General features: G+C 56.6%; 18 protein-coding genes, 2 rRNA genes and 1 pseudogene. 15 read left to right on the forward strand and 6 right to left on the reverse strand.

What is annotated here, in order from left to right:
• From ACOKCT_RS03695 to aceK, 6 genes are all read left to right on the forward strand, one after another.
• Positions 1–93, forward strand: a 23S ribosomal RNA gene (locus ACOKCT_RS03695); the annotation flags it as partial.
• A gap of 195 nt (positions 94–288) precedes the next feature.
• Positions 289–404: ribosomal RNA gene (gene rrf / locus ACOKCT_RS03700) — 5S ribosomal RNA — on the forward strand.
• A gap of 216 nt (positions 405–620) precedes the next feature.
• Positions 621–1550 (forward strand): homoserine O-acetyltransferase MetA, encoded by a 930-nt coding sequence (metA, locus tag ACOKCT_RS03705; RefSeq protein WP_103177818.1) that lies wholly within the window; start codon positions 621–623, stop codon positions 1548–1550.
• Positions 1551–1820: 270 nt separating this feature from the next.
• Positions 1821–3422, forward strand: a complete 1602-nt coding sequence (aceB, locus tag ACOKCT_RS03710) for a malate synthase A (protein WP_103177819.1) — start codon at positions 1821–1823, stop codon at positions 3420–3422.
• A 32-nt stretch (positions 3423–3454) separates the two neighbouring features.
• Positions 3455–4759, forward strand: a complete 1305-nt coding sequence (aceA, locus tag ACOKCT_RS03715) for an isocitrate lyase (protein ID WP_420193176.1) — start codon at positions 3455–3457, stop codon at positions 4757–4759.
• 69 nt (positions 4760–4828) lie between these two features.
• The gene (aceK, locus tag ACOKCT_RS03720; RefSeq protein WP_156653714.1) at positions 4829–6556 is read left to right on the forward strand and encodes a bifunctional isocitrate dehydrogenase kinase/phosphatase; all 1728 of its coding nucleotides are present in this window, start codon (positions 4829–4831) and stop codon (positions 6554–6556) included.
• 81 nt (positions 6557–6637) lie between these two features.
• Here aceK and iclR read toward each other — a convergent pair whose 3' ends face one another.
• On the reverse strand, positions 6638–7462 hold the full coding sequence (gene iclR, locus ACOKCT_RS03725; RefSeq protein ID WP_103177822.1) for a glyoxylate bypass operon transcriptional repressor IclR: 825 nt from the start codon (positions 7460–7462) through the stop codon (positions 6638–6640).
• Between the two features lie 195 nt (positions 7463–7657).
• Here iclR and metH point away from each other — a divergent pair, with 195 nt between their 5' ends.
• The 5 genes and pseudogenes from metH (at position 7658) to rluF (ending at position 14928) form a co-directional block, all read left to right on the forward strand.
• Positions 7658–11341, forward strand: a complete 3684-nt coding sequence (gene metH, locus ACOKCT_RS03730; protein ID WP_103177823.1) for a methionine synthase — start codon at positions 7658–7660, stop codon at positions 11339–11341.
• A 228-nt stretch (positions 11342–11569) separates the two neighbouring features.
• Positions 11570–13201, forward strand: coding sequence for a Na/Pi cotransporter family protein (locus ACOKCT_RS03735; protein WP_420193177.1), 1632 nt, complete (start codon positions 11570–11572; stop codon positions 13199–13201).
• A 108-nt stretch (positions 13202–13309) separates the two neighbouring features.
• Positions 13310–13666 (forward strand): annotated as a pseudogene (locus ACOKCT_RS03740) (type II toxin-antitoxin system RelE/ParE family toxin).
• Complete coding sequence (locus ACOKCT_RS03745) at positions 13663–14001, forward strand: helix-turn-helix domain-containing protein (RefSeq protein WP_103177826.1); 339 nt, start codon at positions 13663–13665, stop codon at positions 13999–14001. The pseudogene ACOKCT_RS03740 and the gene ACOKCT_RS03745 overlap by 4 nt, the downstream one beginning before the upstream one ends.
• Positions 14002–14052: 51 nt before the next feature.
• The gene (rluF, locus tag ACOKCT_RS03750; protein WP_103177827.1) at positions 14053–14928 is read left to right on the forward strand and encodes a 23S rRNA pseudouridine(2604) synthase RluF; all 876 of its coding nucleotides are present in this window, start codon (positions 14053–14055) and stop codon (positions 14926–14928) included.
• On the opposite strand, the gene ACOKCT_RS03755 is transcribed toward rluF, so the two are convergent.
• The 3 genes from ACOKCT_RS03755 to rtcR all read right to left on the reverse strand — a co-directional run bounded on the left by ACOKCT_RS03755 (position 14929) and on the right by rtcR (position 17900).
• Positions 14929–15201 carry a DUF3811 domain-containing protein gene (locus tag ACOKCT_RS03755; protein WP_103177828.1) on the reverse strand — a complete coding sequence of 91 codons (273 nt, stop codon included), beginning with the start codon at positions 15199–15201 and terminating at the stop codon, positions 14929–14931. It lies immediately after the preceding gene.
• Between the two features lie 62 nt (positions 15202–15263).
• Positions 15264–16208 (reverse strand): ketopantoate/pantoate/pantothenate transporter PanS, encoded by a 945-nt coding sequence (gene panS / locus ACOKCT_RS03760; protein WP_420193178.1) that lies wholly within the window; start codon positions 16206–16208, stop codon positions 15264–15266.
• A 111-nt stretch (positions 16209–16319) separates the two neighbouring features.
• Complete coding sequence (gene rtcR, locus ACOKCT_RS03765) at positions 16320–17900, reverse strand: RNA repair transcriptional activator RtcR (RefSeq protein WP_103177830.1); 1581 nt, start codon at positions 17898–17900, stop codon at positions 16320–16322.
• Between the two features lie 221 nt (positions 17901–18121).
• Here rtcR and ACOKCT_RS03770 point away from each other — a divergent pair, with 221 nt between their 5' ends.
• Together ACOKCT_RS03770 and ACOKCT_RS03775 are read left to right on the forward strand one after the other, a co-directional pair.
• Positions 18122–19348, forward strand: coding sequence for an RtcB family protein (locus tag ACOKCT_RS03770; protein WP_420193179.1), 1227 nt, complete (start codon positions 18122–18124; stop codon positions 19346–19348).
• 5 nt (positions 19349–19353) lie between these two features.
• On the forward strand, positions 19354–20142 hold the full coding sequence (locus tag ACOKCT_RS03775) for a DNA polymerase beta superfamily protein (RefSeq protein WP_156653717.1): 789 nt from the start codon (positions 19354–19356) through the stop codon (positions 20140–20142).
• A 32-nt stretch (positions 20143–20174) separates the two neighbouring features.
• On the opposite strand, the gene lysC is transcribed toward ACOKCT_RS03775, so the two are convergent.
• A complete protein-coding gene (lysC, locus tag ACOKCT_RS03780; protein WP_114388200.1) occupies positions 20175–21524 on the reverse strand; it encodes a lysine-sensitive aspartokinase 3 in 1350 nt (449 codons plus the stop codon).
• A gap of 304 nt (positions 21525–21828) precedes the next feature.
• On the opposite strand from lysC, the gene pgi reads away from it, so the two are divergent.
• Entirely contained in the window at positions 21829–23478 is a 1650-nt protein-coding gene (gene pgi, locus ACOKCT_RS03785; RefSeq protein WP_156653718.1) for a glucose-6-phosphate isomerase, read from the forward strand.
• Between the two features lie 175 nt (positions 23479–23653).
• Entirely contained in the window at positions 23654–24064 is a 411-nt protein-coding gene (gene psiE / locus ACOKCT_RS03790; RefSeq protein ID WP_103825384.1) for a phosphate-starvation-inducible protein PsiE, read from the forward strand.
• A 94-nt stretch (positions 24065–24158) separates the two neighbouring features.
• Here psiE and malG read toward each other — a convergent pair whose 3' ends face one another.
• The gene (malG, locus tag ACOKCT_RS03795) at positions 24159–25049 is read right to left on the reverse strand and encodes a maltose ABC transporter permease MalG (RefSeq protein WP_032615951.1); all 891 of its coding nucleotides are present in this window, start codon (positions 25047–25049) and stop codon (positions 24159–24161) included.

Genomic DNA, 25049 nt, shown 5'->3' on the forward strand with positions numbered 1-25049 from the left:
GAACGTTGAAGACGACGACGTTGATAGGCCGGGTGTGTAAGCGCAGCGATGCGTTGAGCTAACCGGTACTAATGAACCGTGAGGCTTAACCTTACAACGCCGAAGCTGTTTCGGTGGNTTTGAGAGATTTTCAGCATTGATTCAGAGTTAAGTACACAATAGTTTGCGCAGCAGCAAGGCGGCAAGCGAAGGAAAGAAAGGAGCATACTGAAGTATGTGACTGACTTTACGAGCGCAGCCAACGCGGCTGATGCGATAAAGTATTGCGTACAGAGCACCAAGAATTTGCCTGGCGGCTGTAGCGCGGTGGTCCCACCTGACCCCATGCCGAACTCAGAAGTGAAACGCCGTAGCGCCGATGGTAGTGTGGGGTCTCCCCATGCGAGAGTAGGGAACTGCCAGGCATCAATTAAAGCCGAAAGCCCATCCTCACGGATGGGCTTTTTGCGTTGGGCGTTAAAAAAGCCGGGTGGCGGCTTCGCCTTACCCGGCCTACGGCTATCCCTTTCTTGAAACTTTCTCACCTTTCACATGCAGACTCGACATTTTCCCGATTCCTGGTTATTGTCAGCTATCTGGATGTCTAAACGTTTATACGTATGCTGTGAGGATGTAAAGTTATGCCGATTCGGGTGCAGGACGAGCTACCAGCCGTCAATTTCTTGCGTGAAGAAAATGTCTTTGTCATGACGGCTTCGCGCGCTACAGGTCAGGAAATTCGCCCTCTGAAGGTGCTTATCCTGAATCTGATGCCAAAGAAGATTGAGACGGAAAATCAGTTCCTCCGCTTGCTCTCAAACTCCCCGCTGCAGGTCGATATTCAGCTGCTGCGTATTGATGCGCGCGAGTCCCGTAACACGCCTTCTGAGCATCTCAATAACTTCTACTGCAACTTTGAAGATATCCGTAACGAAAACTTTGATGGCTTGATCGTTACCGGTGCGCCGCTTGGCCTGGTTGAATTCAACGACGTGGCCTACTGGCCGCAAATCAAGCAGGTGCTGGAGTGGGCCAAAGATCATGTCACTTCAACCCTGTTCGTCTGCTGGGCGGTCCAGGCGGCGCTCAACATTCTGTACGGCATCCCTAAACAAACCCGTACCGAAAAGCTCTCTGGTGTCTATGAGCATCATATTCTGCATCCTCATGCGCTGCTGACTCGCGGGTTTGATGACTCCTTCCTGGCGCCGCATTCGCGCTATGCCGATTTCCCGGCTGCATTGATTCGTGACTACACCGATCTTGAGATCCTCGCGGAAACCGAAGAGGGCGATGCCTATCTGTTTGCCAGCAAAGACAAGCGTATTGCCTTTGTCACCGGTCATCCGGAATACGATCCCGATACCCTGGCGAGCGAATATTTCCGCGATGTGGAAGCGGGTTTAAATCCGGACGTACCGTACAACTATTTCCCGCAAAACGATCCGCAAAACAAACCGCGTGCCACCTGGCGCAGCCACGGCAATCTGCTGTTTACCAACTGGCTTAACTACTACGTCTATCAGATCACGCCGTACGATCTGCGCCACATGAATCCGACGCTGGATTAATCTTCTGACGATCCTCATCCTGTAGCGTTTCAGCTCTCCAGTTAAGGCACCTTTGGGTGCCTTTTTTATTTCCGAAATTCACTCCGTCTGTAGATATATTTTTAAACCTATCTTTATCAGTAAGTTACATAGCATTTTAATTAAAAATGGAAATTGTTTTTGATTTTATCGTAGAGCGAGGTAGTCTTAACTCTGCTGAACGAAAACTACACAAGGATCTTTCGTTCGCGTGGGGGAAAAAAATTCGGATCAATGACGAGGAGCAGCGCAATGAATCAACAGGCAACCATTATCGATGAACTGTCCTTTACTCAACCGCATGGTGAGCAGGAGAAGCAGATCCTGACCGCCGATGCCGTAGAGTTCCTTACCGAGCTGGTGACCCGCTTCACGCCAAAACGCAATAAATTACTGGCGGCACGCATTCAGCAGCAGCAAGACATTGATAACGGCAAGCTGCCTGACTTTATTTCGGAAACTGCTTCCATTCGAGAAGGGAACTGGACGATCCGCGGTATCCCGCAGGATCTGCAGGACCGACGCGTTGAAATCACCGGCCCGGTAGAACGCAAGATGGTGATCAACGCGCTGAACGCCAATGTGAAGGTCTTTATGGCCGATTTTGAAGATTCACTGGCACCCGACTGGAATAAAGTGATTGATGGGCAGATCAACCTGCGTGATGCGGTTGATGGCACCATCAGCCACACCAACGAAGCGGGCAAAATCTACCAGCTTAAGCCCAACCCGGCGGTACTGGTTTGCCGCGTACGTGGCCTGCATTTACCAGAAAAGCATGTCACCTGGAACAATGAGGCGATCCCCGGCAGCCTGTTCGATTTTGCGCTCTACTTCTTCCATAACCATAAAAACCTGCTGGCAAAAGGCAGCGGACCTTACTTCTATCTGCCAAAAACGCAGTCATGGCAGGAAGCGGCCTGGTGGAGTGAGGTCTTTAGTTACACTGAGGACCGTTTTGAACTGCCGCGCGGCACCATCAAGGCCACGCTGCTGATTGAAACGTTGCCTGCGGTCTTCCAGATGGATGAGATTCTGCATGCCCTGCGTGACCACATTGTTGGCCTGAACTGTGGCCGCTGGGATTACATCTTCAGCTACATCAAGACTCTGAAGAACCACCCGGATCGCGTTCTGCCCGATCGTCAGGTGGTGACGATGGATAAATCTTTCCTCAATGCCTATTCGCGTCTGCTGATCAAAACCTGCCACAAACGCGGCGCCTTCGCGATGGGCGGAATGGCAGCGTTTATTCCCAGCAAAGACAGCGAACGTAACACCCAGGTGCTGAATAAAGTGAAGGCCGATAAAGAGCTGGAAGCCAGCAACGGCCATGACGGCACGTGGGTGGCGCACCCCGGCCTGGCAGATACCGCCATGGAGGTGTTCAACCGCATCCTGGGCGATAACAAAAACCAGCTGCACGTAACCCGCGAAGATGATGCGCCCGTTACCGCTGCACAGCTCCTCGAGCCGTGCGAGGGCGAGCGCACCGAAGAGGGGATGCGCGCCAACATCCGCGTAGCCGTCCAGTACATCGAAGCGTGGATCTCCGGTAACGGCTGTGTACCGATTTACGGTCTGATGGAGGATGCCGCCACCGCCGAGATCTCCCGCACCTCTATCTGGCAGTGGATCCATCATCAGAAAACGCTCAGCAACGGCAAGCCCGTCACCAAAGCCCTGTTCCGCCAGATGCTGTCGGAAGAGATGCTGAACATTCAGGAAGAGCTGGGCGAGCACCGCTTCAGCAGCGGCCGCTTCGACGCCGCCGCGCGCCTGATGGAACAGATCACCACCTCAGATGACTTAATCGACTTCCTGACGCTGCCGGGCTACCGCCTGCTGGCCTGATTTCACCACATAACAATATGGAGCATCTGCACATGAAAACCCGTACCCAACAGATCGAAGCATTACAGAACGAGTGGACTCAGCCGCGCTGGGAAGGCATTGAACGCCCTTATAGCGCTGAGGATGTGGTGAAGTTGCGCGGCTCGGTAAACCCGGAATGCACCCTGGCGCAGCTGGGTGCCGCCAAAATGTGGCGTCTGCTGCACGGCGAGTCGAAGAAAGGCTACATCAACAGCCTCGGCGCGCTGACCGGTGGCCAGGCGTTGCAGCAGGCGAAAGCGGGCATTGAAGCGGTCTATCTGTCAGGCTGGCAGGTGGCGGCAGATGCCAACCTCGCGTCCAGCATGTACCCGGATCAGTCCCTCTATCCGGCGAATTCCGTCCCGGCCGTGGTGGAGCGAATCAACAATACCTTCCGTCGTGCGGATCAGATCCAGTGGGCATCCGGTATTGAGCCAAACGATCCGCGCTTCGTAGATTACTTCCTGCCGATTGTGGCCGACGCCGAGGCGGGCTTTGGTGGGGTTCTGAATGCCTTTGAGCTGATGAAAACGATGATTGAAGCCGGTGCAGCGGCTGTCCATTTCGAAGATCAGCTGGCCTCCGTGAAGAAGTGTGGACACATGGGCGGCAAAGTGCTGGTTCCGACTCAGGAGGCGATCCAGAAACTGGTTGCTGCCCGTCTGGCCGCTGACGTCATGGGCGTCCCGACGCTGGTGATTGCCCGTACCGATGCCGATGCTGCGGATTTGATCACCTCTGACTGCGACCCTTACGATAGCCAGTTTATTACCGGCGAACGCACCAGCGAAGGGTTCTACCGTACCCATGCCGGCATTGAGCAGGCGATCAGCCGCGGTCTGGCGTATGCCCCCTATGCTGACCTGGTGTGGTGCGAAACCTCCACCCCGGATCTGGCGCTGGCGAAACGCTTTGCCGATGCCATCCATGCGAAATACCCGGGCAAGCTGCTGGCTTACAACTGCTCGCCCTCCTTTAACTGGCAGAAAAACCTGGATGATAAAACGATCGCCAGCTTCCAGCAGGAACTGTCGGAGATGGGCTACAAATACCAGTTCATCACCCTGGCCGGCATTCACAGCATGTGGTTCAACATGTTCGACCTGGCGCACGCCTACGCGCAGGGCGAGGGCATGAAGCACTACGTCGAGAAGGTCCAGCAGCCGGAGTTCGCGGCAAGCCAAAAGGGCTATACCTTCGTCTCGCACCAGCAGGAGGTGGGAACAGGCTACTTCGACAGAGTGACCACCATCATTCAGGGCGGTGCCTCCTCCGTCACCGCCCTGACCGGGTCGACCGAAGAAGCGCAGTTCTGATAACGGAAACGCCCGGTGGCGCTGCGCTTACCGGGCCTACGGTTCTGTTTCCTGGGGTGAGGGACATCTATGTCGCGTGGCCTGGAATTGCTGATTGCGCAGACCATTTTGCAGGGCTTTGATGCTCAGTATGGCCGTTTTCTGGAAGTGACGGGCGGGGCGCAGCAGCGCTTCGAGCAGGCAGACTGGCACGCCGTGCAGCAGGCCATGAAACAGCGTATTCATCTCTACGATCATCATGTGGGTCTGGTGGTAGAGCAGCTGCGCTGCATCACCGGCAGCATCGATATCAATGCCGCTTTTTTGCTGCGGGTGAAAAGCCATTACACCCAGCTTATGCCGGACTATCCGCGCTATGAGATTGCAGAAAGCTTTTTTAACTCCGTCTACTGTCGGCTGTTTGATCACCGCTCGCTGTCACCGGAGCGGCTTTTTATTTTCAGCTCTCAGCCGGGGCAACGTTTCCGCACCCTGCCGCGTCCGCTGGCGAAAGATTTCTATCCTGAACAGGGATGGGAGGCGTTGTTAACCAAAGTGTTAGCCGACCTTCCCCTGCGCCTGCCGTGGCAAAATCGCCCTCGAGATGTCGGGTATATCATCGCCCATCTTTGCGAAACGCTCGGTGCAGACAACCTGCGCAACTGCCATCTGCAGGTGGCTAACGAACTTTTCTACCGCAACAAAGCCGCCTGGCTGGTGGGGAAACTGATTACCCCGGGCGCCACGCTGCCGTTTTTACTGCCCATTCACCGCAGCGATGAAGGTGAACTGGTGGTGGATACCTGCCTGACTACCAGCGCCGAAGCGAGCATTGTTTTCGGCTTCGCCCGTTCCTACTTTATGGTTTACGCCCCCCTGCCAGGCGCGCTGGTGGAGTGGCTGCGTGAGATCCTGCCCGGTAAAACCACCGCTGAGTTGTATATGGCGATAGGGTGCCAGAAACATGCGAAAACCGAGAGCTACCGGGAATATCTGCACTATATCACCCATGCGGATGAGCAGTTTATCGAGGCGCCAGGCATTCGCGGCATGGTGATGCTGGTCTTTACCCTGCCGGGTTTTGACCGGGTGTTTAAGGTGATAAAGGATAAATTCGCCCCGCAGAAAGAGATGTCTGCCGCCCATGTGCGCGCCTGCTACCAGCTGGTTAAGGAGCACGATCGCGTCGGGCGCATGGCGGATACCCAGGAGTTTGAGAATTTTGTTCTCGATAAGCGACAGATTGCGCCGCAGCTGATGGCGCTGTTGCTCCAGGAAGCGCCAGAAAAAATCAGCGATCTGGGGGATAAAATCGTCATCAGCCATCTCTACATTGAACGGCGCATGGTGCCGCTCAATATCTGGCTGGAGCAGTCAGAGGGGCAGGCGCTGCACGATGCGATTGAAGAGTACGGCAATGCCATCCGGCAGCTGGCGGCAGCCAATATCTTCCCGGGCGACATGCTGTTTAAAAACTTTGGCGTCACCCGTCACGGGCGGGTCGTATTCTATGACTACGACGAAATCTGCTACATGACGGAAGTGAATTTTCGTGAAATCCCGCCGCCGCGCTACCCGGAAGATGAGCTCGCCAGCGAGCCGTGGTACAGCGTCTCGCCGGGGGATGTCTTCCCGGAGGAGTTTCGCCACTGGTTATGCGCTGACCCGCGTATCGGAGCTCTGTTTGAAGAGATGCATGCCGATCTGTTTCGCGCCGATTACTGGCGTGGCCTGCAGACCCGCATTAAGAACGGGCATGTGGAAGATGTTTATGCTTACCGGCGTAAGCAGCGGTTTAGCGTGAAGTATGCGGCTTAACGCCGGGTGGCGGCTGCGCCTTATCCGGCCTACAGAGTTTTGTAGGCCCGTGCAAGCGTAGCGCCGCCGGGCATTGAAGACTTAACGAATCCCACCATACGCCAGCGTCACCTCTTTCGCCGCCTTAATCACCAGCGCTCCCAGCTCTGTCACCCGGTCGTCGGTCATGCGTGAGATAGGCCCGGAGATGGAGATAGCGGCAAACGGCTCGCGGTGCTCATCATAAATGCAGGCGGCAATACAGCGCAGGCCGAGAGCATGCTCTTCATCATCGAAGGAGTAGCCACGCTTGCGCGTCAGGGCTAAATCCTCTTTCAGATGGACCGGTGATACCAGCGTGGCATGGGTATAGGCGTGTAAACCTTTGCGGTGCAGCAGACCCGTTACCTGCTCTTCGCTGAGCTGGGATAAAAACGCTTTTCCCGCCCCGGAGGCGTGCATCGGCAGCTTGCCGCCAATCGGGGCCGACATGCGCATCAGTTGGGTACACTGCACCTGGTCGATAATAATCGCCTGGTGATCGCTCTGATCGAGCACCGCCAGGTTGACCGTCTCGCCGGAGTCTTCCATCAGCTTGCGCAGGATCGGATGGACAATGGCGAGCAGGTTACGGCTCTGCAAAAAGCTGCTGCCGACAATAAACGCGTGGGCACCCACGGACCAGTGCCCGAGCTCGCCCACCTGACGAACAAAGCCCAACTGCTGCATAGTGGTCAGCAGGCGATGGGTGGTGGAGTTTGGCAGACCTGCCTGCTGGGCCAGCTCCGTTAGCGCCACGCTGCTGTGCGACTCGGCTATCCATTCAAGGAGCTTTAACCCCCGTGTCAGGGACTGGACTTGACCGCCCGCCTGGGCGGTCGCGGCGGCGGGTTTTCTGCCGCGTTTAGCGGGAACGGTGGCGACCATGGCAGGCTCCTTTTTTCTGTATCGTGGAAATCATTTTCGTTTTATTTGGATGTTTTGCAACCGTTATCCTGACTGATCGGATGAGTCATGCTGAACATGTCTCATGTTACCGCGGTGTGACTTTTCCCCTTAGCAAGATTATGCCAGTATGGACTGCTGGCCTTTTGGCCTGGTTGAGCGTTGTCGGGAGCAAGTGTGAGCAGCAAAGTAGATCAACTGCGTGCGCAGTTAAATGAACGCATTCTGGTACTGGATGGCGGTATGGGCACCATGATCCAGAGCTATCGTCTGAGTGAAGACGACTTTCGCGGCGACCGTTTCGCCGACTGGCCCTGCGATCTGAAAGGTAACAATGACCTGCTGGTACTCAGCAAGCCAGAGATTATCGCCGCCATTCACTACGCCTATTTCGAGGCGGGTGCGGATATCGTTGAAACCAACACCTTTAACTCGACAACCATCGCCATGGCGGATTACGAGATGGAATCCCTGTCGGCGGAGATCAACTACGAGGCAGCGAAGCTGGCCCGCGCCTGCGCCGATGAGTGGACGGCCCGCACGCCAGAGAAACCGCGCTATGTGGCGGGCGTACTTGGCCCGACCAACCGCACCGCCTCTATCTCGCCGGATGTGAACGATCCGGCTTTTCGTAATATCACCTTTGACCAGCTGGTGACCGCGTACCGCGAGTCCACCAAAGCGCTGGTGGAAGGCGGTGTCGATCTGATCATGATTGAAACGGTCTTCGATACGCTCAACGCCAAAGCCGCCATCTACGCGGTGAAAGAGGAGTTCGAAGCCCTGGGTGTCGACCTGCCGATTATGATCTCCGGCACCATCACCGATGCCTCTGGCCGTACCCTTTCCGGGCAGACGACCGAAGCCTTTTATAACTCCCTGCGCCACGCCGATGCGCTGACCTTTGGTCTGAACTGTGCGCTGGGGCCGGACGAACTGCGCCAGTATGTGCGGGAGCTGTCGCGCATCGCGGAGTGCTACGTCACTGCCCACCCGAATGCCGGTCTGCCAAACGCATTTGGTGAGTACGATCTCGATGCCGCCACCATGGCGGCGCAGATCCGCGAGTGGGCTGAATCCGGGTTCCTGAATATCGTCGGCGGCTGCTGCGGCACCACGCCAGAGCACATTGCTGCCATGAGCAACGCGGTGGCGGGCCTGGCACCACGTAAGCTCCCCGACCTGCCGGTGGCCTGTCGACTGTCTGGTCTTGAGCCGCTGAACATTGGCGATGAGAGTCTGTTTGTGAACGTTGGCGAACGTACCAACGTGACCGGCTCCGCGAAGTTCAAACGCCTGATCAAAGAAGAGAAGTACAGCGAAGCGCTGGACGTTGCCCGCCAGCAGGTTGAGAGCGGGGCGCAGATTATTGATATCAACATGGATGAGGGGATGCTCGACGCCGAAGCGGCGATGGTGCGTTTCCTCAACCTGATCGCCGGTGAGCCGGACATTGCCCGCGTGCCGATTATGATCGACTCCTCGAAGTGGGAAGTGATCGAAAAAGGGCTGAAGTGCATTCAGGGTAAGGGGATTGTTAACTCCATCTCCATGAAAGAGGGGGTTGAGCCCTTTATCCATCACGCGAAGATGGTGCGCCGCTACGGTGCCGCCGTGGTGGTGATGGCCTTTGACGAAGTGGGCCAGGCGGATACCCGTGAGCGCAAAATTGAGATTTGCCGCCGCGCATACCAGATTTTGACCGAAGAGGTCGGCTTCCCGCCGGAAGACATCATCTTTGACCCGAACATCTTCGCCGTCGCCACCGGGATTGAAGAGCACAATAACTACGCCCAGGACTTTATCGGCGCGTGTGAAGACATCAAACGTGAGCTGCCGCATGCGCTGATCTCCGGCGGTGTCTCGAACGTGTCGTTCTCGTTCCGCGGCAACGACCCGGTACGTGAAGCGATCCACGCCGTATTCCTCTACTACGCCATCCGCAACGGGATGGACATGGGGATCGTCAACGCTGGCCAGCTGGCGATTTATGACGACCTGCCACTGGAGCTGCGCGACGCGGTTGAGGATGTGATCCTGAATCGCCGCGACGACGCCACCGAGCGCATGCTGGAGCTGGCCGAAAAGTATCGCGGCAGCAAAGCTGATGACAGCGCCAACGTTCAGCAGGCGGAGTGGCGTACCTGGGATGTGAAAAAACGCCTCGAATATTCGCTGGTAAAAGGGATCACCGAGTTTATCGAGCAGGATACCGAAGAGGCCCGCCAGCAGGCCACGCGCCCGATTGAAGTGATCGAAGGGCCGCTGATGGACGGCATGAACGTGGTTGGCGATCTGTTCGGCGAGGGCAAAATGTTCCTGCCGCAGGTGGTGAAATCCGCCCGCGTAATGAAGCAGGCTGTAGCGTATCTGGAGCCGTTTATCGAAGCCAGCAAAGAGAAGGGCTCCAGTAACGGCAAGATGGTCATCGCCACCGTAAAAGGCGACGTGCATGATATCGGCAAAAACATCGTCGGCGTGGTGCTGCAGTGTAATAACTACGAGATTATCGATCTGGGCGTGATGGTGCCGGCGGAGAAAATCCTCAAAACCGCACGCGAAGTGAATGCCGATCTGATTGGCCTTTCCGGACTGATCACCCCGTCGCTGGATGAGATGGTCAACGTGGCAAAAGAGATGGAGCGCCAGGGCTTTACCCTTCCGCTGCTCATTGGCGGGGCGACCACCTCAAAAGCGCATACCGCGGTGAAGATTGAGCAGAACTACAGCGGGCCGACGGTCTACGTGCAGAACGCCTCGCGCACGGTTGGCGTGGTTTCGGCGCTGCTGTCCGAAACCCAGCGCGACGACTTTGTTGCCAGAACCCGCAAAGAGTATGAAACGGTGCGCATTCAGCACGGGCGTAAAAAGCCGCGTACCCCGCCGGTAACGCTGGCTGCGGCGCGGGATAACGACCTGGCCTTTGACTGGTCGAGCTATACGCCGCCGGTCGCCCATCGCCTGGGCGTGCAGGAGGTGACGGCCAGCATCGAGACCCTGCGTAACTATATCGACTGGACGCCGTTCTTTATGACCTGGTCGCTGGCCGGGAAGTACCCGCGTATTCTGGAAGATGAGGTGGTAGGCGAGGAGGCGAAGCGCCTGTTTAAAGACGCCAACGACCTGCTCGACAAGCTCAGCGCCGAGAAAACCCTCAACCCGCGCGGCGTGGTGGGGCTGTTCCCGGCGAACCGCGTGGGCGACGACATCGAAATTTATCGCGATGAGACGCGTACTCATGTGCTGACCGTAAGCCATCATCTGCGTCAGCAGACCGAGAAGGTCGGGTTTGCCAACTACTGCCTGGCCGATTTCGTCGCGCCGAAGCTGAGCGGTAAAGCGGACTACATCGGTGCCTTCGCCGTGACCGGCGGGCTGGAGGAGGACGCGCTGGCGGATGCCTACGAAGCGCAGCATGATGATTACAACAAAATCATGATCAAAGCGATTGCCGACCGTCTGGCAGAGGCTTTTGCGGAATACCTGCACGAGCGGGTGCGTAAGGTGCACTGGGGTTACGCGCCTACTGAGAATCTCAGCAATGAGGATCTGATCCGCGAGAACTACCAGGGGATCCGTCCGGCGCCAGGCTACCCGGCCTGCCCGGAGCATACCGAGAAAGGCACTATCTGGCAGCTTCTGGATGTCGAAACCCATACCGGCATGAAGCTCACCGAGTCCTTCGCCATGTGGCCGGGTGCATCGGTTTCCGGCTGGTACTTCAGTCACCCTGACAGCAAATACTTCGCCGTGGCGCAGATCCAGCGTGACCAGGTGGAAGATTATGCCCTGCGTAAAGGGATGAGCGTGGCGGAGGTGGAGCGCTGGTTAGCGCCAAACCTCGGCTACGACGCCGACTGACCTGACTGCGCCGCCGACGGTCAGGGCCCGGCTCACGTCACGTTTCCTTACAACAAACAGGGCACCCAATGGGTGCCCTGTCTCTTTCTTACATTTAAGCCCTTATACTGGAAGAAGGCTCAGCGATCCGCGCCACAACGTAGGCCGGATAAGGCGTAGCCGCCATCCGGCACTACCGCGCGCAATGAGCCTCAGGACAACGCATAACGAAAAGGAGAACCTGTATCCGTGCTGACTCTGCTACATCTGCTTTCTGCCGGGGCGTTGCTGGTCTGGGGCACCCATATTGTCCGTACCGGCGTAATGCGCGTTTTTGGCGCCCGCTTACGTACCGTTCTCAGCCGCAGCGTTGAGAAAAAGCCGCTCGCGTTCTGTGCAGGCATTGGCGTCACCGCGCTGGTGCAAAGCAGTAATGCCACCACCATGCTGGTCACCTCGTTTGTGGCCCAGGATCTGGTGGCGCTGACGCCTGCGCTGGTGATTGTTCTCGGTGCCGATGTAGGGACCGCGCTGATGGCGCGGGTATTGACCTTTGATCTCTCCTGGCTGTCGCCGCTGCTGATCTTTATCGGCGTGATATTTTTCCTTGGCCGTAAGCAGACCCGGGCCGGACAGCTGGGGCGCGTGGGGATCGGCCTTGGGCTGATTCTGCTGGCCCTGGAGCTGATCGTTCAGGCCGTCACCCCCATTACGCAGGCGAGCGGCGTCCAGGTTATCTTCGCTTCGCTGACCGGCGACATCATGCTGGATGCGTTGATTGGTGCGGTGTTTGCGCTTATCAGCTACTCCAGCCTGGCGGCGGTACTGTTAACCGCGACCCTGACCGCGGCGGGGATCATCTCCTTCCCGGTCGCCCTCTGTCTGGTGATTGGTGCGAACCTTGGCTCCGGCCTGCTGGCGGTACTAAACAACAGCGCCGCCAATGCCGCAGCGCGCCGCGTAGCGCTTGGCAGCCTGCTGTTTAAGCTGGTGGGAAGCCTGATTATTCTGCCGTTCGTTAAGCCGCTGGCGGACCTGATGGATAACCTGTCGCTGCCGGAATCGGAGATGGTCATCTACTTCCACGTCTTCTATAACCTGGTGCGCTGCGTGGCGATGGTGCCCTTTGCTGGGCCAATGGCGCGCTTCTGTGAACGTATCATCCGTGATGAACCGGAGCTTGATACCCGTCTGAAACCGAAACATCTTGATACCAGCGCGTTGGATACCCCGGCGCTGGCACTGGCCAATGCCGCCCGCGAAACGCTGCGCATGGGCGATGCAATGGAGTTAATGCTGGAGGGGCTGAAAAAGGTGGTGCATGGCGAGCCGCGGGAAGAGAAAGCGCTGCGTAAACTCGCCGACGATATCAACGTGCTCTATACCGCCATCAAACTCTATCTGGCGCGGATGCCAAAAGATGAGCTGGCGGAAGAGGAGTCCCGCCGCTGGGCGGAGATCATCGAAATGTCGCTCAACCTGGAGCAGGCCTCCGATATCGTCGAGCGCATGGGGAGCGAAATCGCCGACAAATCGCTGGCGGCCCGCCGGGCATTCTCCCTGGAAGGGGTTAAAGAGCTGGACGCACTGCACGATCAGCTGCTCGCTAACCTTAAGCTGGCGATGTCGGTCTTTTTCTCCGGCGACGTACCCAGCGCCCGCCGTCTGCGCCGTAATAAACACCGGTTCCGTATTCTCAACCGTCGCTATTCCCACGCGCACGTTGACCGTCTGCACCAGCAGAACGTGCAAAGCATTGAGACCAGCTCCCTGCACCTGGGGCTGCTTGGCGACATGAAGCGCCTTAACTCCCTGTTCTGCGCGGTGGCTTACAGCGTCATGGAGCAGCCGGATGAGGACGATGATCGGGATGAGTATTGATCTGGAAAGCGCCTCGCAGAACGGAGCGGCGAGGCGTGAGTAAACACATCGCCTGGTTTAATGTTATGCCATGGATGATATGTATAAAATTTTATACAGGGATGTGTTATGCTGCCAGAAAGACCGACCCTGCGCCCGATAGCCTGGGTAGGGAGTGCGTTCGATGATTTGCTCTGTTTTCCCTAAGAGGTCCGCCGGGAGGCTGGCTATCAGTTGCACCGCCTGCAGGCAGGGTTAGAGGCGGCAGACTGGAAGCCAATGACAGAGATTGGCAGAGGCGTGGAAGAAGTCAGATTGCGCAGTAGTTCAGGGGCTTACCGTATCCTCTACCTGGCCCGTTTTGAAGAGGCTGTTTATATCCTGCACTGTTTTATAAAAAAAAGCCGACGTACATCCGAGCACGATAAGCGTATCGCGAAAGCGCGTTTTCAGAGCGTAATGGAGGAGCTAAGGAGTGGAAAATGAGTCAGGCCATTGATTGTAAAATTCGCCATATCACCCCTACAGAGGCAAATATTTTTGCCGAACTCGGCTTTAACGAGCATGAATCTAAACATCTGCAGGAGGATGCCCAGAAAGAAGTCGAACAACTGTTGCTGCTTAAACGACAGCTGATGCAAGAAATTTCAGCATGGATTGCTGAGCATAACCTTCGTCAGGCGGACGCCGCGGAGAAGCTCAATGTCTCACGACCGCGTGTGTCAGATGTCGTGAATCTTAAAACCAGCAAGTTTACTCTTGATACCCTGGTGATGATGCTCAGCAAACTTGGGAAACCTGTCTCAGTGACGGTAGGCTGATCTTTTTACCAGCCGAAACCTAAGGTATATTTCGCCTCTACAGGAGAAATTATGCTGCCAACTCAATCCACCCGATTAAACAAATACATTAGCGAGAGCGGGATCTGCTCGCGCCGCGAGGCTGATCGTTACATCGAACAGGGCAACGTGTTTATCAACGGTAAACGCGCCACCATTGGCGATCAGGTCGTTCCTGGCGATGTGGTCAAAGTGAATGGTCAAACGATCGAGCCCCGTAACGCAGAAGACCTGGTGTTTATCGCGCTGAATAAACCGGTTGGCATTGTCAGTACCACGGAAGATGGCGAGCGTGACAACATCGTGGATTTCGTCAACCACAGCAGCCGTATCTTCCCGATTGGCCGCCTGGACAAAGACTCCCAGGGGTTGATTTTCCTCACCAACCACGGCGATCTGGTGAACAAGATCCTGCGTGCCGGTAACGACCACGAAAAAGAGTACATCGTCACGGTTAACAAACCGGTGACGGACGACTTTATCCGCGGCATGGGGGCAGGCGTTCCGATCCTCGGCACGGTGACGAAAAAGTGCAAGGTGAAGAAAGAGGCGCCGTTCGCGTTCCGCATTACCCTGGTTCAGGGGTTAAACCGGCAGATCCGCCGCATGTGCGAATATTTCGGTTACGACGTGACGAAGCTGGAACGTACGCGCATCATGAACGTCAGCCTCTCCGGCATCCCGCTGGGCGAGTGGCGCGATCTGACCGATGATGAACTGATTGAGCTCTTTAAGCTGATTGAGAATTCATCCTCGGAAGCAAAACCCAAAGCCAAAGCCAAACCGAAAACCCAGGGCATCAAACGCCCGGTGGTTAAGGCTCCGCAATCGGAAGAGAAAAGCCGGGCGAAGCCTGCCGGAAACGGAAAGCGCTTTACGTCGCCAGGCCGTAAAAAGAAAGGGCGCTAATCAGCGCCTTCCACGGGTTGGGGTATTCGCCGACCAGGAAAACGTCGCCTCTTTATCTACTTTATAAGCCTGCTCTTTTCGAAGTTTGCGGGCTTTTTTGGCATCCAGCTCACGCTGCGCCATCAGTTTGTCGATGTACTCTTTTTTGAGGTGATTGGTTTCGGCGTTGGTCAGCAGACGGCCATGGGCGATACGCGCGCGGTCGAGCAGAGTTTTCAGTTCGCGCTGCTCGCTTTCCGTCATCTCTTTCTGGGTCAATCTTGGTGTGGACATACCTGAAGCCTCCTGTGAAAGAGGCTTCAGTGTAAAGCATGCCTTCGCTGCGGCGAAGTGAATTAACCTTCCTTCACCACATCGCTTTTCTTTTGTCCCTCGAGCGGCTTACCCGACCAGTAACCCGCCAGCAGCGAGCCGGAAAGGTTATGCCATACCGAGAAGAGCGCGCCCGGCAGCGCAGCCAGCGGCGAGAAGTAAATTTTGCCGAGGGCCGCGGCCAGGCCGGAGTTCTGCATCCCCACTTCAATCGCCAGCGTGCGGCAGGTGGATTCGTCAAAGCCGAACAGCTTCCCGCCCCAGTAGCCGCCCATCAGGCCAATAATGTTGTGCAGCACCACGGCGATAATCACCACAAAACCGACAGAGGCAATATGCGCCGCAGAACCGGCGACCACGGCGCTGATGATCGCCAGAATGCAGGCCATGGAAAACGCCGGCAGGTACGGCTCTACAGCTATCACCAGCCGTGGGAACAGATGATGAATCACCAGCCCCAGCGCAATCGGGATCACCACGATTTGCAGAATGCTCAGCAGCATTCCCATCACATCCACCTGAATGTGGGCATCCACATACAGACGCGTCAGCAGCGGAGTGGCGACCACGCCAACCAGGGTGGAGACAGAGGAGATAGTCACCGACAGCGCCACATCTCCTTTCGCCAGATAGATCATCACGTTGGAGGCGGTACCGCTGGCCACGCTGCCCACCAGCACCATCCCGGCGGAGAGGTCTGGCGGCATCTTAAAGGCGATAGCGAGCGCCCATGCTGCCAGGGGCATCACCAGATAGTGCAGAAAGATCCCCGCCACGACCGGGGCGGGACGTGACAGGACGCGTTTAAAATCGTCGATTTTCAGGTGCACGCCCATGCCGAACATGATCAGCATCAGCAACGTAGTGACCCACGGGCCGACAGGGGTAAACGTGGTGGGCGTATAATAGGCTATAACAGAGAGCAGCAGCGCCCATAGCGGGAACAGCCGGGTGATGGCGGATAACATACAGATTCCTTGCGATTTGTTGTGTTGTGTCGTTATTAAAAAAGCCGGGATCGAGCCCGGCTTAGAGGTATTGTTTATCCTGCTAAGTAATTTTGTTCAATCAAATAATATTCATGATCGCTGACGTACGCTTTCCCAGCTCAGGCCAAAGCGGGCCAGATATTTGCGGAGCCTGTCGGCATCGTTAGGATTCGCTTTTTTCAAACGCGAGACGGCAAAAAGTTCGCGTCCGGCCTCAGACAAGGAGGCACTGCGGCGACATACCTCCAGCACGGTTTCCAGTTGACGCAAATCGAAAAGGTCGATCGCCATTTCTGCCGTAGCCGGTAGCGAAACAGCCTGCCAGTCACTAAGCAGACGGGCAATTTCCTCCTCAACCAATGCCAGCGTGATGCGACCCTGCTCGGCAAGCGTGGCCATTCGCGCCACAGAAGAGCCCAGTTCACGAAAGTTACCGCGCCATAACGCCTGCGGAGAGTCAGCAAAACGCAGATAGCGCTCGCGCGCCTCTTTGTCGAAGCGAACCTGAGATTGTGCTTCGGTCGCAAAGCGTTGCAGTTCGTACTCCACGTTGGGGGCGATATCTTCCCGGCGCTGCGCCAGGCCGGGCAGGGCAAAACTCCACATATTGATACGGGCGTAGAGATCTTCGCGAAAACGACCTTCCGCCACCCACTGGCGCATATCCCGGTGCGTGCCGGCAATCAGCTGAAAATCGCTCCTGACCTCTTTATCGGAGCCAAACGGGAAGAAGGTTTTTTCTTCGATAGCTTTTAACAGCATGGCCTGTTCATCGAGACCCAGTTCGGCAATCTCATCTAAGAACAGCACGCCGCCGTCGGCCTCACGCAGCAGCCCGGCGCGGGCGGCGACTGCCCCGGTAAATGCCCCTTTAACATGGCCAAAAAGAGTCGACATGGCGTTGTCGCCCCGCAGCGTAGCGCAGTTTACCGCCACCAGCCTGCCGGAAAGCTGATGACGGGATTGCTTAAGCTGGTAAATGCGATTGGCGAGAAACGATTTTCCGGCCCCCGTTGGGCCAGTCAGCAGGAGAGGAGCGGTTGAGCGCAGCGCCACACGCTCAATCTGATCGATCAGGGCGTTGAAGGTGGCATTGCGGGTATCAATCCCGGCTTTCAGGAACGAAACGGATTCCTGCTGTTCACGCTGAAAGCGGCTGGTCAATGTGGCATAACGGCTTAAATCCAGGTCGATGATCGAATAACGTCCGACGGGGACGGCCTCTTCTGGCGCCTCCCTGCTGGCAGGGCCGGTCTGGATCAGGCTGGCGGGGAGATACCGCGCTTCGGTCAGCAAAAACCAGCAAATCTGCGCCACGTGCGTGCCGGTGGTGATATGGACCAGGTACTCTTCATGTTCGGTGTCAAACTGATAGTGTGTGGCGAAGTCGAGGAAGGCGGCGTAGACCTCTTCAAAATCCCAGGGATCGGCTATGGTGACGGGACATGCGCGCACGGTGGTATGTGGGGAAAGCTGGCTGATATCTTCCGTTATCTGTTCCGCCATCCCCCGGTCCTGCGGCTGGTGGAGTAGTTCAAGCCTGTCGACGGGGAGATCGGGCTGCAGACAAAGTGCGACCGTTGGGCGCCATTTACGTAAGCGGTTAGCCCGCTTGCCGCGCTTATCCATCACCGTACCCAGTACCCCAATAACCACTCGCCGCTTTTTCATGTTTATCCTGAAAGATAAAAACTGATATTGAAAGATAAAAATATTCTGTGGATTAAGCAATGTCCGTGAAGGGCTTCTAAGTTAATTTCAGTTTAATCAATGAGATATATTCAATCGGTGCTGGCTGTACCTTTTGGCACGCTTCTGGCAATACCTGTTACTAACAGACAAAGTAAATGGGTTGGCCGTGAAAGTTTCAGGCGACCCTGAGGGTGAGTACCATGAAACAGACTGATTTTGATGTTTTAAGCGCGCAGCACAGCGCACCGGTAAAAATGTGGACGCACGGGGTGCCCGTTGAGCCAGAGGCGCGCGAACAGTTGCTCAATACCGCAAAGATGCCGTTTATTTTTAAGCATATGGCGGTGATGCCGGATGTGCATCTCGGAAAAGGCTCCACCATTGGCAGCGTAATCCCCACTAAAGGGGCGATCATTCCCGCGGCGGTGGGGGTGGATATTGGTTGCGGGATGATTGCCGTGCGGACATCTCTGCTGGCAGGCGATCTGCCGGATAACCTTCACGGACTGCGCAGCGCCATTGAACAGGCGGTGCCGCACGGGCGGACCAACACCCGCTCCCGTCGCGACAAGGGAGCATGGGCAAAGACGCCGGATGAGGTGGATAACCACTGGGCCCGGCTGGCGCCGCGCTTCAAACGGCTGACGGATAAATATCCGCAACTGCTGAAAACCAATAACCATCAGCATCTGGGGACGCTGGGCACCGGGAACCACTTTATCGAGATCTGCCTGGATGAGCAGCAACGCGTCTGGGTCATGCTGCACAGCGGTTCGCGTGGCGTGGGCAATGCCATCGGCAATGTGTTTATCACGCTGGCGCAGAAGGATATGCAGCAGCATATTGCCAACCTGCCTGACAGAAACCTGGCCTATTTCCAGGAGGGGAGCCGGCACTATAACGACTACATCGAAGCCGTGGAGTGGGCACAGGATTTTGCGCGCCATAACCGCGAGGTAATGATGTCCCGCGTGCTGGCCGCGCTCTCGCGCATTGTGCCAAAGCCTTTCCTGACCCAGCAGGAGGCGGTGAATTGCCATCACAACTATGTCCAGAAAGAGCGTCATTTTGGTGAAGAGATCCTGGTGACGCGCAAAGGGGCGGTGTCGGCGCAGAAGGGCGAGATGGGGATCATCCCCGGGTCGATGGGGGCGAAAAGCTTTATCGTGCGCGGCCTGGGCAATGAAGAGAGCTTCTGCTCCTGCAGTCATGGGGCAGGGCGGGTGATGAGCCGCACGGCGGCCAAAAAACGCTTCACCGTTGCCGATCAGGTTCGTGCCACGGCCCACGTCGAGTGCAGAAAAGACAGCGAGGTCATCGATGAGATCCCGATGGCCTATAAAGATATCGATGCCGTCATGGCGGCGCAGGCGTCGCTGGTCGAAATCGTCCATACCTTGCGCCAGGTGGTCTGTGTAAAAGGATAAAAGAGATGGCTGATAACGGTGTAGATGCCGCCATGCGCGAGCGCGTGCGGCAGCAACTTAACGAGATAGAGCAACGGTTCAATGTGTCCGTGCTGTACGCCTGTGAGTCGGGCAGCCGGGGCTGGGGCTTTGCGTCGCCGGACAGCGATTATGACGTGCGCTTCCTGTATGTGCATAAACCTGACTGGTATTTGCGCGTCGAACCGCAGCGGGATGTGATCGAGCTGCCCATAGACGACGAACTGGACATAAGCGGCTGGGAGTGGCGCAAGGCGCTGGGTTTGCTGAAAGCGGCCAACCCCACGCTTATCGAGTGGCTGGATTCGCCGGTGGTCTATCAGCAGAGCGATACGGTAATCACGGAGCTGCGCGCGCAGGTACCCGCCTGGTTTTCACCCGTGCGTGCGCGCTGGCACTACTACTCTATGGCGCGTAAAAACTTCCGCGGTTATTTACAGGGCGAAGAGGTGCGGCTGAAGAAGTACTTTTACGTCCTGCGTCCGCTGCTGGCAGTGCGGTGGGTGGAGGCCGGAAAAGGGATGCCGCCGATGCGTTTTGCTGAACTGCTGGCGGGAAGCGAGCTTGATGCGCCATTACGTCAGGAAATCGATGCCCTGCTGGCAATAAAACAGCGTGCCGGGGAAGCGCAATATGGTCCCAGACGCCCTTTGCTGCACGCTTTCATCACCCAGGAGCTGGCGCGGGGCGAAAACCCGCCCACGCTGCCGGACAGCCGTCATGGCAAGGTAGCCTCGCTGGATGCGCTGCTGATGAGAACGGTGCTGGCAGGATAAAAAAAGGGCCCGGTTGTCCGGGCCCTTTTTTGTTATTCAAACAAGTTATGATGCAGTTTCTGCACGACCTGCTCGGCTTCATGGCCTGGTACCAGGAAGCAGAGGTTGTAGCTGGATGCGCCATAGCAAATCATGCGGATGTTAAACGGATCCAGCACGCCAAACACCTCTTTGCCCACGCCGCTGGCGCGGGACAGCTCGTTACCGATGATCGCCACCAGGGCGAGATCTTCTTCCACCTCGACGCGGCACAGCTCAGAGAGCTCCATCAGCAGAGATTGCGTCAGTAGGGTATCGCCGGTGGAGGTTGAGCCGGTGGTGTCCAGCGTCAGGGCGATGTTCACCTCTGAGGTGGTGACCAGATCAACCGAGATGCTGTGGCGCGCCAGAATGCTGAATACCTCGGCCAGGAAGCCGCGGGAGTGCAGCATGCTCAGGCTGTGCAGGGTCAGCAGGGTCTGCTTGCGACGCAGGGCGATGGCGCGGAACAGCGGTGGGTTTTCGGTGGTGTTGCACACCATGGTGCCGCCCGCTTTTGGATCCTTGCTGGAGCCGACGAACACAGGAATGTCGCTGCGCACTGCCGGCAGTAATGTCGCCGGGTGCAGCACTTTCGCGCCGAAGGTCGCCATCTCGGCGGCCTCTTCAAAGGCGATCTCGTCAATACGTTTTGCCGCCGGCACCACGCGCGGGTCGGTGGTGTAAATACCCGGCACGTCCGTCCAGATATCCACGCGGGAGGCGCGCAGCGCCTCGCCCAGCAGGGCTGCGGTGTAGTCGCTGCCGCCACGGCCCAGCGTGGTGGTGCGGCCTTTGGCTTCGCTACCGATAAAGCCCTGGGTGATGACAATCCCTTCCGCCAGACGCGGCGCCAGCTGTTGGGTGGTCAGCTCGGCAATGGCCTCAATATCCGGCTCGGCACGACCGAAACGGTCGCTGGTGCGCAGCACTTTACGCACGTCAAACCACTGCGACTGAACGTTACGCTCGCGCAGCACTTCGACAAACAGCAGGGTCGACATCAGCTCACCGTGGCTGACCAGCTCGTCGGTCAGGGCGGTGGAGGTGGCCAGAGAGGCGGCTTCGGCCAGGGTGATGATATTTTCCAGCAGGCGCTCAATCTCTTCGCTGATGACGCTCGGATCGCGCAGACGGCTAAGGATATCGAACTGAATTTTGTGCAGCGCTTCCAGCTTCGCCTGGCGCTCGCTCGCTTCCAGCCCTTCTGCCAGGGCTACCAGCAGATTAGTGACGCCCGCCGAAGCGGACAACACCACCAGCCGGGTATTCGGATCGGCCAGCACCACATCGGCGCTGCGGTTCATGGCATCAAAATCGGCCACGCTGGTACCGCCAAACTTGGCGACAACAAAACTCGTCATAACAACCTCGTGTCAGGGAAGGAAAAAAGCGACCATGGCACAAGGACAAAATAGTTTTATCGGTGCAGGCGCAAATACCGTGTGTATAAATAAAATGTGCAGGGGATCCTGTCAACGCTGGGATTATGCGGATTTTTCATGCTGCATTCCATATGAGAAACAGGACTTATAACAGCTATACTTTTGGAGCTTTTGCACTGCACTTGATGCAAGCCAGGCCAATGGCATAAAAACCATCACAATTTTTAGCGGCAGAGGCTACAATCGACCGAGGTCACAATTCTCAATTCAGAAGAGTATTGCTATGAAAAATATCAACCCAACGCAGACTGCAGCCTGGCAGGCATTACAGAAACACTTTGATGAGATGAAAGACGTTACTATCGCGGAGCTGTTCGCGAAAGACGGCGATCGTTTCAATAAGTTCTCCGCGACGTTTGACGATCAGATGCTGGTCGATTTTTCCAAAAACCGCATCACTGAAGAGACGCTGGCAAAACTGCAGGATCTGGCGAAAGAGACCGATCTGAGCGGTGCCATCAAGTCCATGTTCTCTGGCGAGAAGATCAACCGTACTGAAGATCGCGCCGTACTGCATGTTGCACTGCGTAACCGTAGCAATACTCCAATCATCGTTGACGGCAAAGATGTGATGCCTGAAGTGAACGCCGTGCTGGAAAAGATGAAAACCTTCTCGGAAGCAATCATCTCAGGTCAGTGGAAAGGCTACACCGGCAAACCGATCACCGATGTGGTGAACATCGGTATCGGCGGCTCCGACCTTGGCCCATTCATGGTGACCGAAGCGCTGCGCCCGTACAAAAACCACCTCAACATGCACTTTGTCTCTAACGTCGATGGCACTCACATCGCCGAAGTGCTGAAAAAAGTGAACCCGGAAAGCACCCTGTTCCTGGTGGCGTCCAAAACCTTCACCACCCAGGAAACCATGACCAACGCCCACAGCGCGCGCGACTGGTTCCTGCAGAGTGCCGGTGACGAGCAGCACGTGGCGAAACACTTCGCGGCGCTCTCCACCAACGCTAAAGCGGTCGGCGAGTTCGGCATCGACACTGCCAACATGTTCGAGTTCTGGGACTGGGTTGGCGGTCGTTACTCCCTGTGGTCCGCGATCGGTCTGTCTATCATACTCTCCGTGGGCTACGACAACTTTGTTGAGCTGCTCTCCGGCGCGCATGCGATGGATAAACATTTCTCTACCACGCCGGCAGAGAAAAACCTGCCGGTACTGCTGGCGCTGATCGGTATCTGGTACAACAACTTCTTTGGTGCAGAAACCGAAGCGATCCTGCCGTACGACCAGTACATGCACCGTTTCGCAGCCTACTTCCAGCAGGGCAACATGGAATCCAACGGTAAATACGTTGACCGTAACGGCAACGCCGTGGATTACCAGACCGGCCCAATCATCTGGGGTGAGCCAGGCACCAACGGCCAGCACGCGTTCTACCAGCTGATCCACCAGGGCACCAAAATGGTACCGTGCGATTTCATCGCCCCGGCTATCACTCATAACCCGCTGTCTGACCACCATCCGAAGCTGCTGTCGAACTTCTTCGCGCAGACCGAAGCGCTGGCGTTCGGTAAAGCGCGTGACGTGGTTGAGCAGGAGTATCGCGATCAGGGTAAAGATCCGGCGACCCTGGATCACGTGGTGCCGTTCAAAGTGTTCGAAGGCAATCGTCCAACTAACTCCATCCTGCTGCGTGAGATCACCCCGTTCAGCCTGGGCGCGCTGATTGCCTTGTATGAGCACAAAATCTTCACCCAGGGCGCGATCCTGAACATCTTCACCTTTGACCAGTGGGGCGTTGAGCTGGGCAAACAGCTGGCTAACCGCATCCTGCCTGAGCTGGGGGATAACCAGGACATTAGCAGCCACGACAGCTCCACCAACGGCCTGATTAACCGTTATAAAGCCTGGCGCGCATAATTCTGCTGCGGTCTGTCTGCCCGGTGGCGCTACGCTTACCGGGCCTACAAAACCCCGTAGGCCGGGCAAACTGAGTGCCGCCCGGCAGATCTGCACAAAATATAAACAAAAAATATAGATCCCCGTCACATTTTTGCGTTATACAGGAATCTCGTCCCGGAGAATGAGGTGCTGTATGACATCCCTGACTCGCCCGCGTGTTGAGTTTATCTCAACCATTCTGCAGACCGTGTTGAACCTGGGTCTGCTGAGCCTTGGCCTGATCCTGGTCGTCTTCCTCGGTAAAGAGACGGTGCATCTGGCTGATGTGCTTTTCGCCCCTGAGCAAACCAGCAAATACGAGCTGGTTGAAGGGCTGGTGGTTTACTTTCTCTACTTCGAATTTATCGCCCTGATCGTCAAGTACTTTCAGTCTGGCTTTCACTTCCCGCTGCGCTACTTTGTCTACATTGGTATCACCGCGATTGTGCGACTGATCATCGTCGATCATAAATCGCCCCTCGACGTGCTGCTCTACTCGGCGGCTATCCTGCTGCTGGTGGTCACCCTCTGGCTGTGCAACTCGAAGCGACTGAAGCGGGAATAAAAAAAGGGCGGCCCGAGGGCCGCCGAAAACAGTCACAAGTTTGGATCAAGACATCAAGGCAAAGTTGAGGGTTGCAGTGGAATAACAATGAAACTTAACCTTTCACGCCTCCCGCGGTCAGGCCGTTCACCAGCCAGCGCTGGGCCAGCAGGAAGACGACGGTGATCGGGATAGCGGAGAGGACAGCGGCTGCGGCAAAGTCGCCCCACAGATAGTTTTGCGGGTTGAGGTATTGCTGCATCCCTACCGCCAGGGTGTAGCTGTTCACATCACGCAGCAGCAGTGAGGCGACCGGCACTTCGGTGATGGCGGCGATAAACGACAGAATAAAGACCACCGCCAGAATCGGCACGGAGAGCGGCAGCAGCACCAGGCGGAACGCCTGCCACGGGGTGGCGCCATCCAGCGACGCGGCCTCTTCCAGCGAGTTGTCGATGGTTTCGAAATAGCCTTTGATGGTCCAGACGTGCAGCGCAATCCCGCCGAGGTAGGCGAAAATCACCCCACCGTGGGTGTTCAGACCGATAAACGGCACATACTGGCCGAGGCGGTCAAACAAGGCGTACAGCGCCACCAGGGACAGGACCGCCGGGAACATCTGGAAAATCAGCATCCCTTTCAGCAGCGTCGCTTTCCCTTTGAAGCGCATACGGGCAAAGGCGTAGGCGCAGGTGGTGGAGAGCGTCACGATACCGATCGCGGTGATGGTGGCGACTTTCACCGAGTTCCACAGCCACAGCAGCACCGGGAACGGCGGCGGGGTGACGCGGCCATCAGCATGTTCCACGCTGAAGCCCAACGCTAACTTCCAGTGCTCCCAGGAGATTTGCTCCGGGATCAGGCTACCGGTGGCGAAGTTACCCGAACGCAGGGAGATGGCGATAACCATCAGCAGCGGGAACATGATTGCCGCGATAAAAATCAGCAGACCCAGGTGGGTGATCAGTAAACGTAATTTCTGCGATTTGGGTTGGACCATAGCCAT

It is taken from the genome of Leclercia sp. M-A074-M, assembly GCF_965195605.1.
Lineage (GTDB): Bacteria > Pseudomonadota > Gammaproteobacteria > Enterobacterales > Enterobacteriaceae > Enterobacter.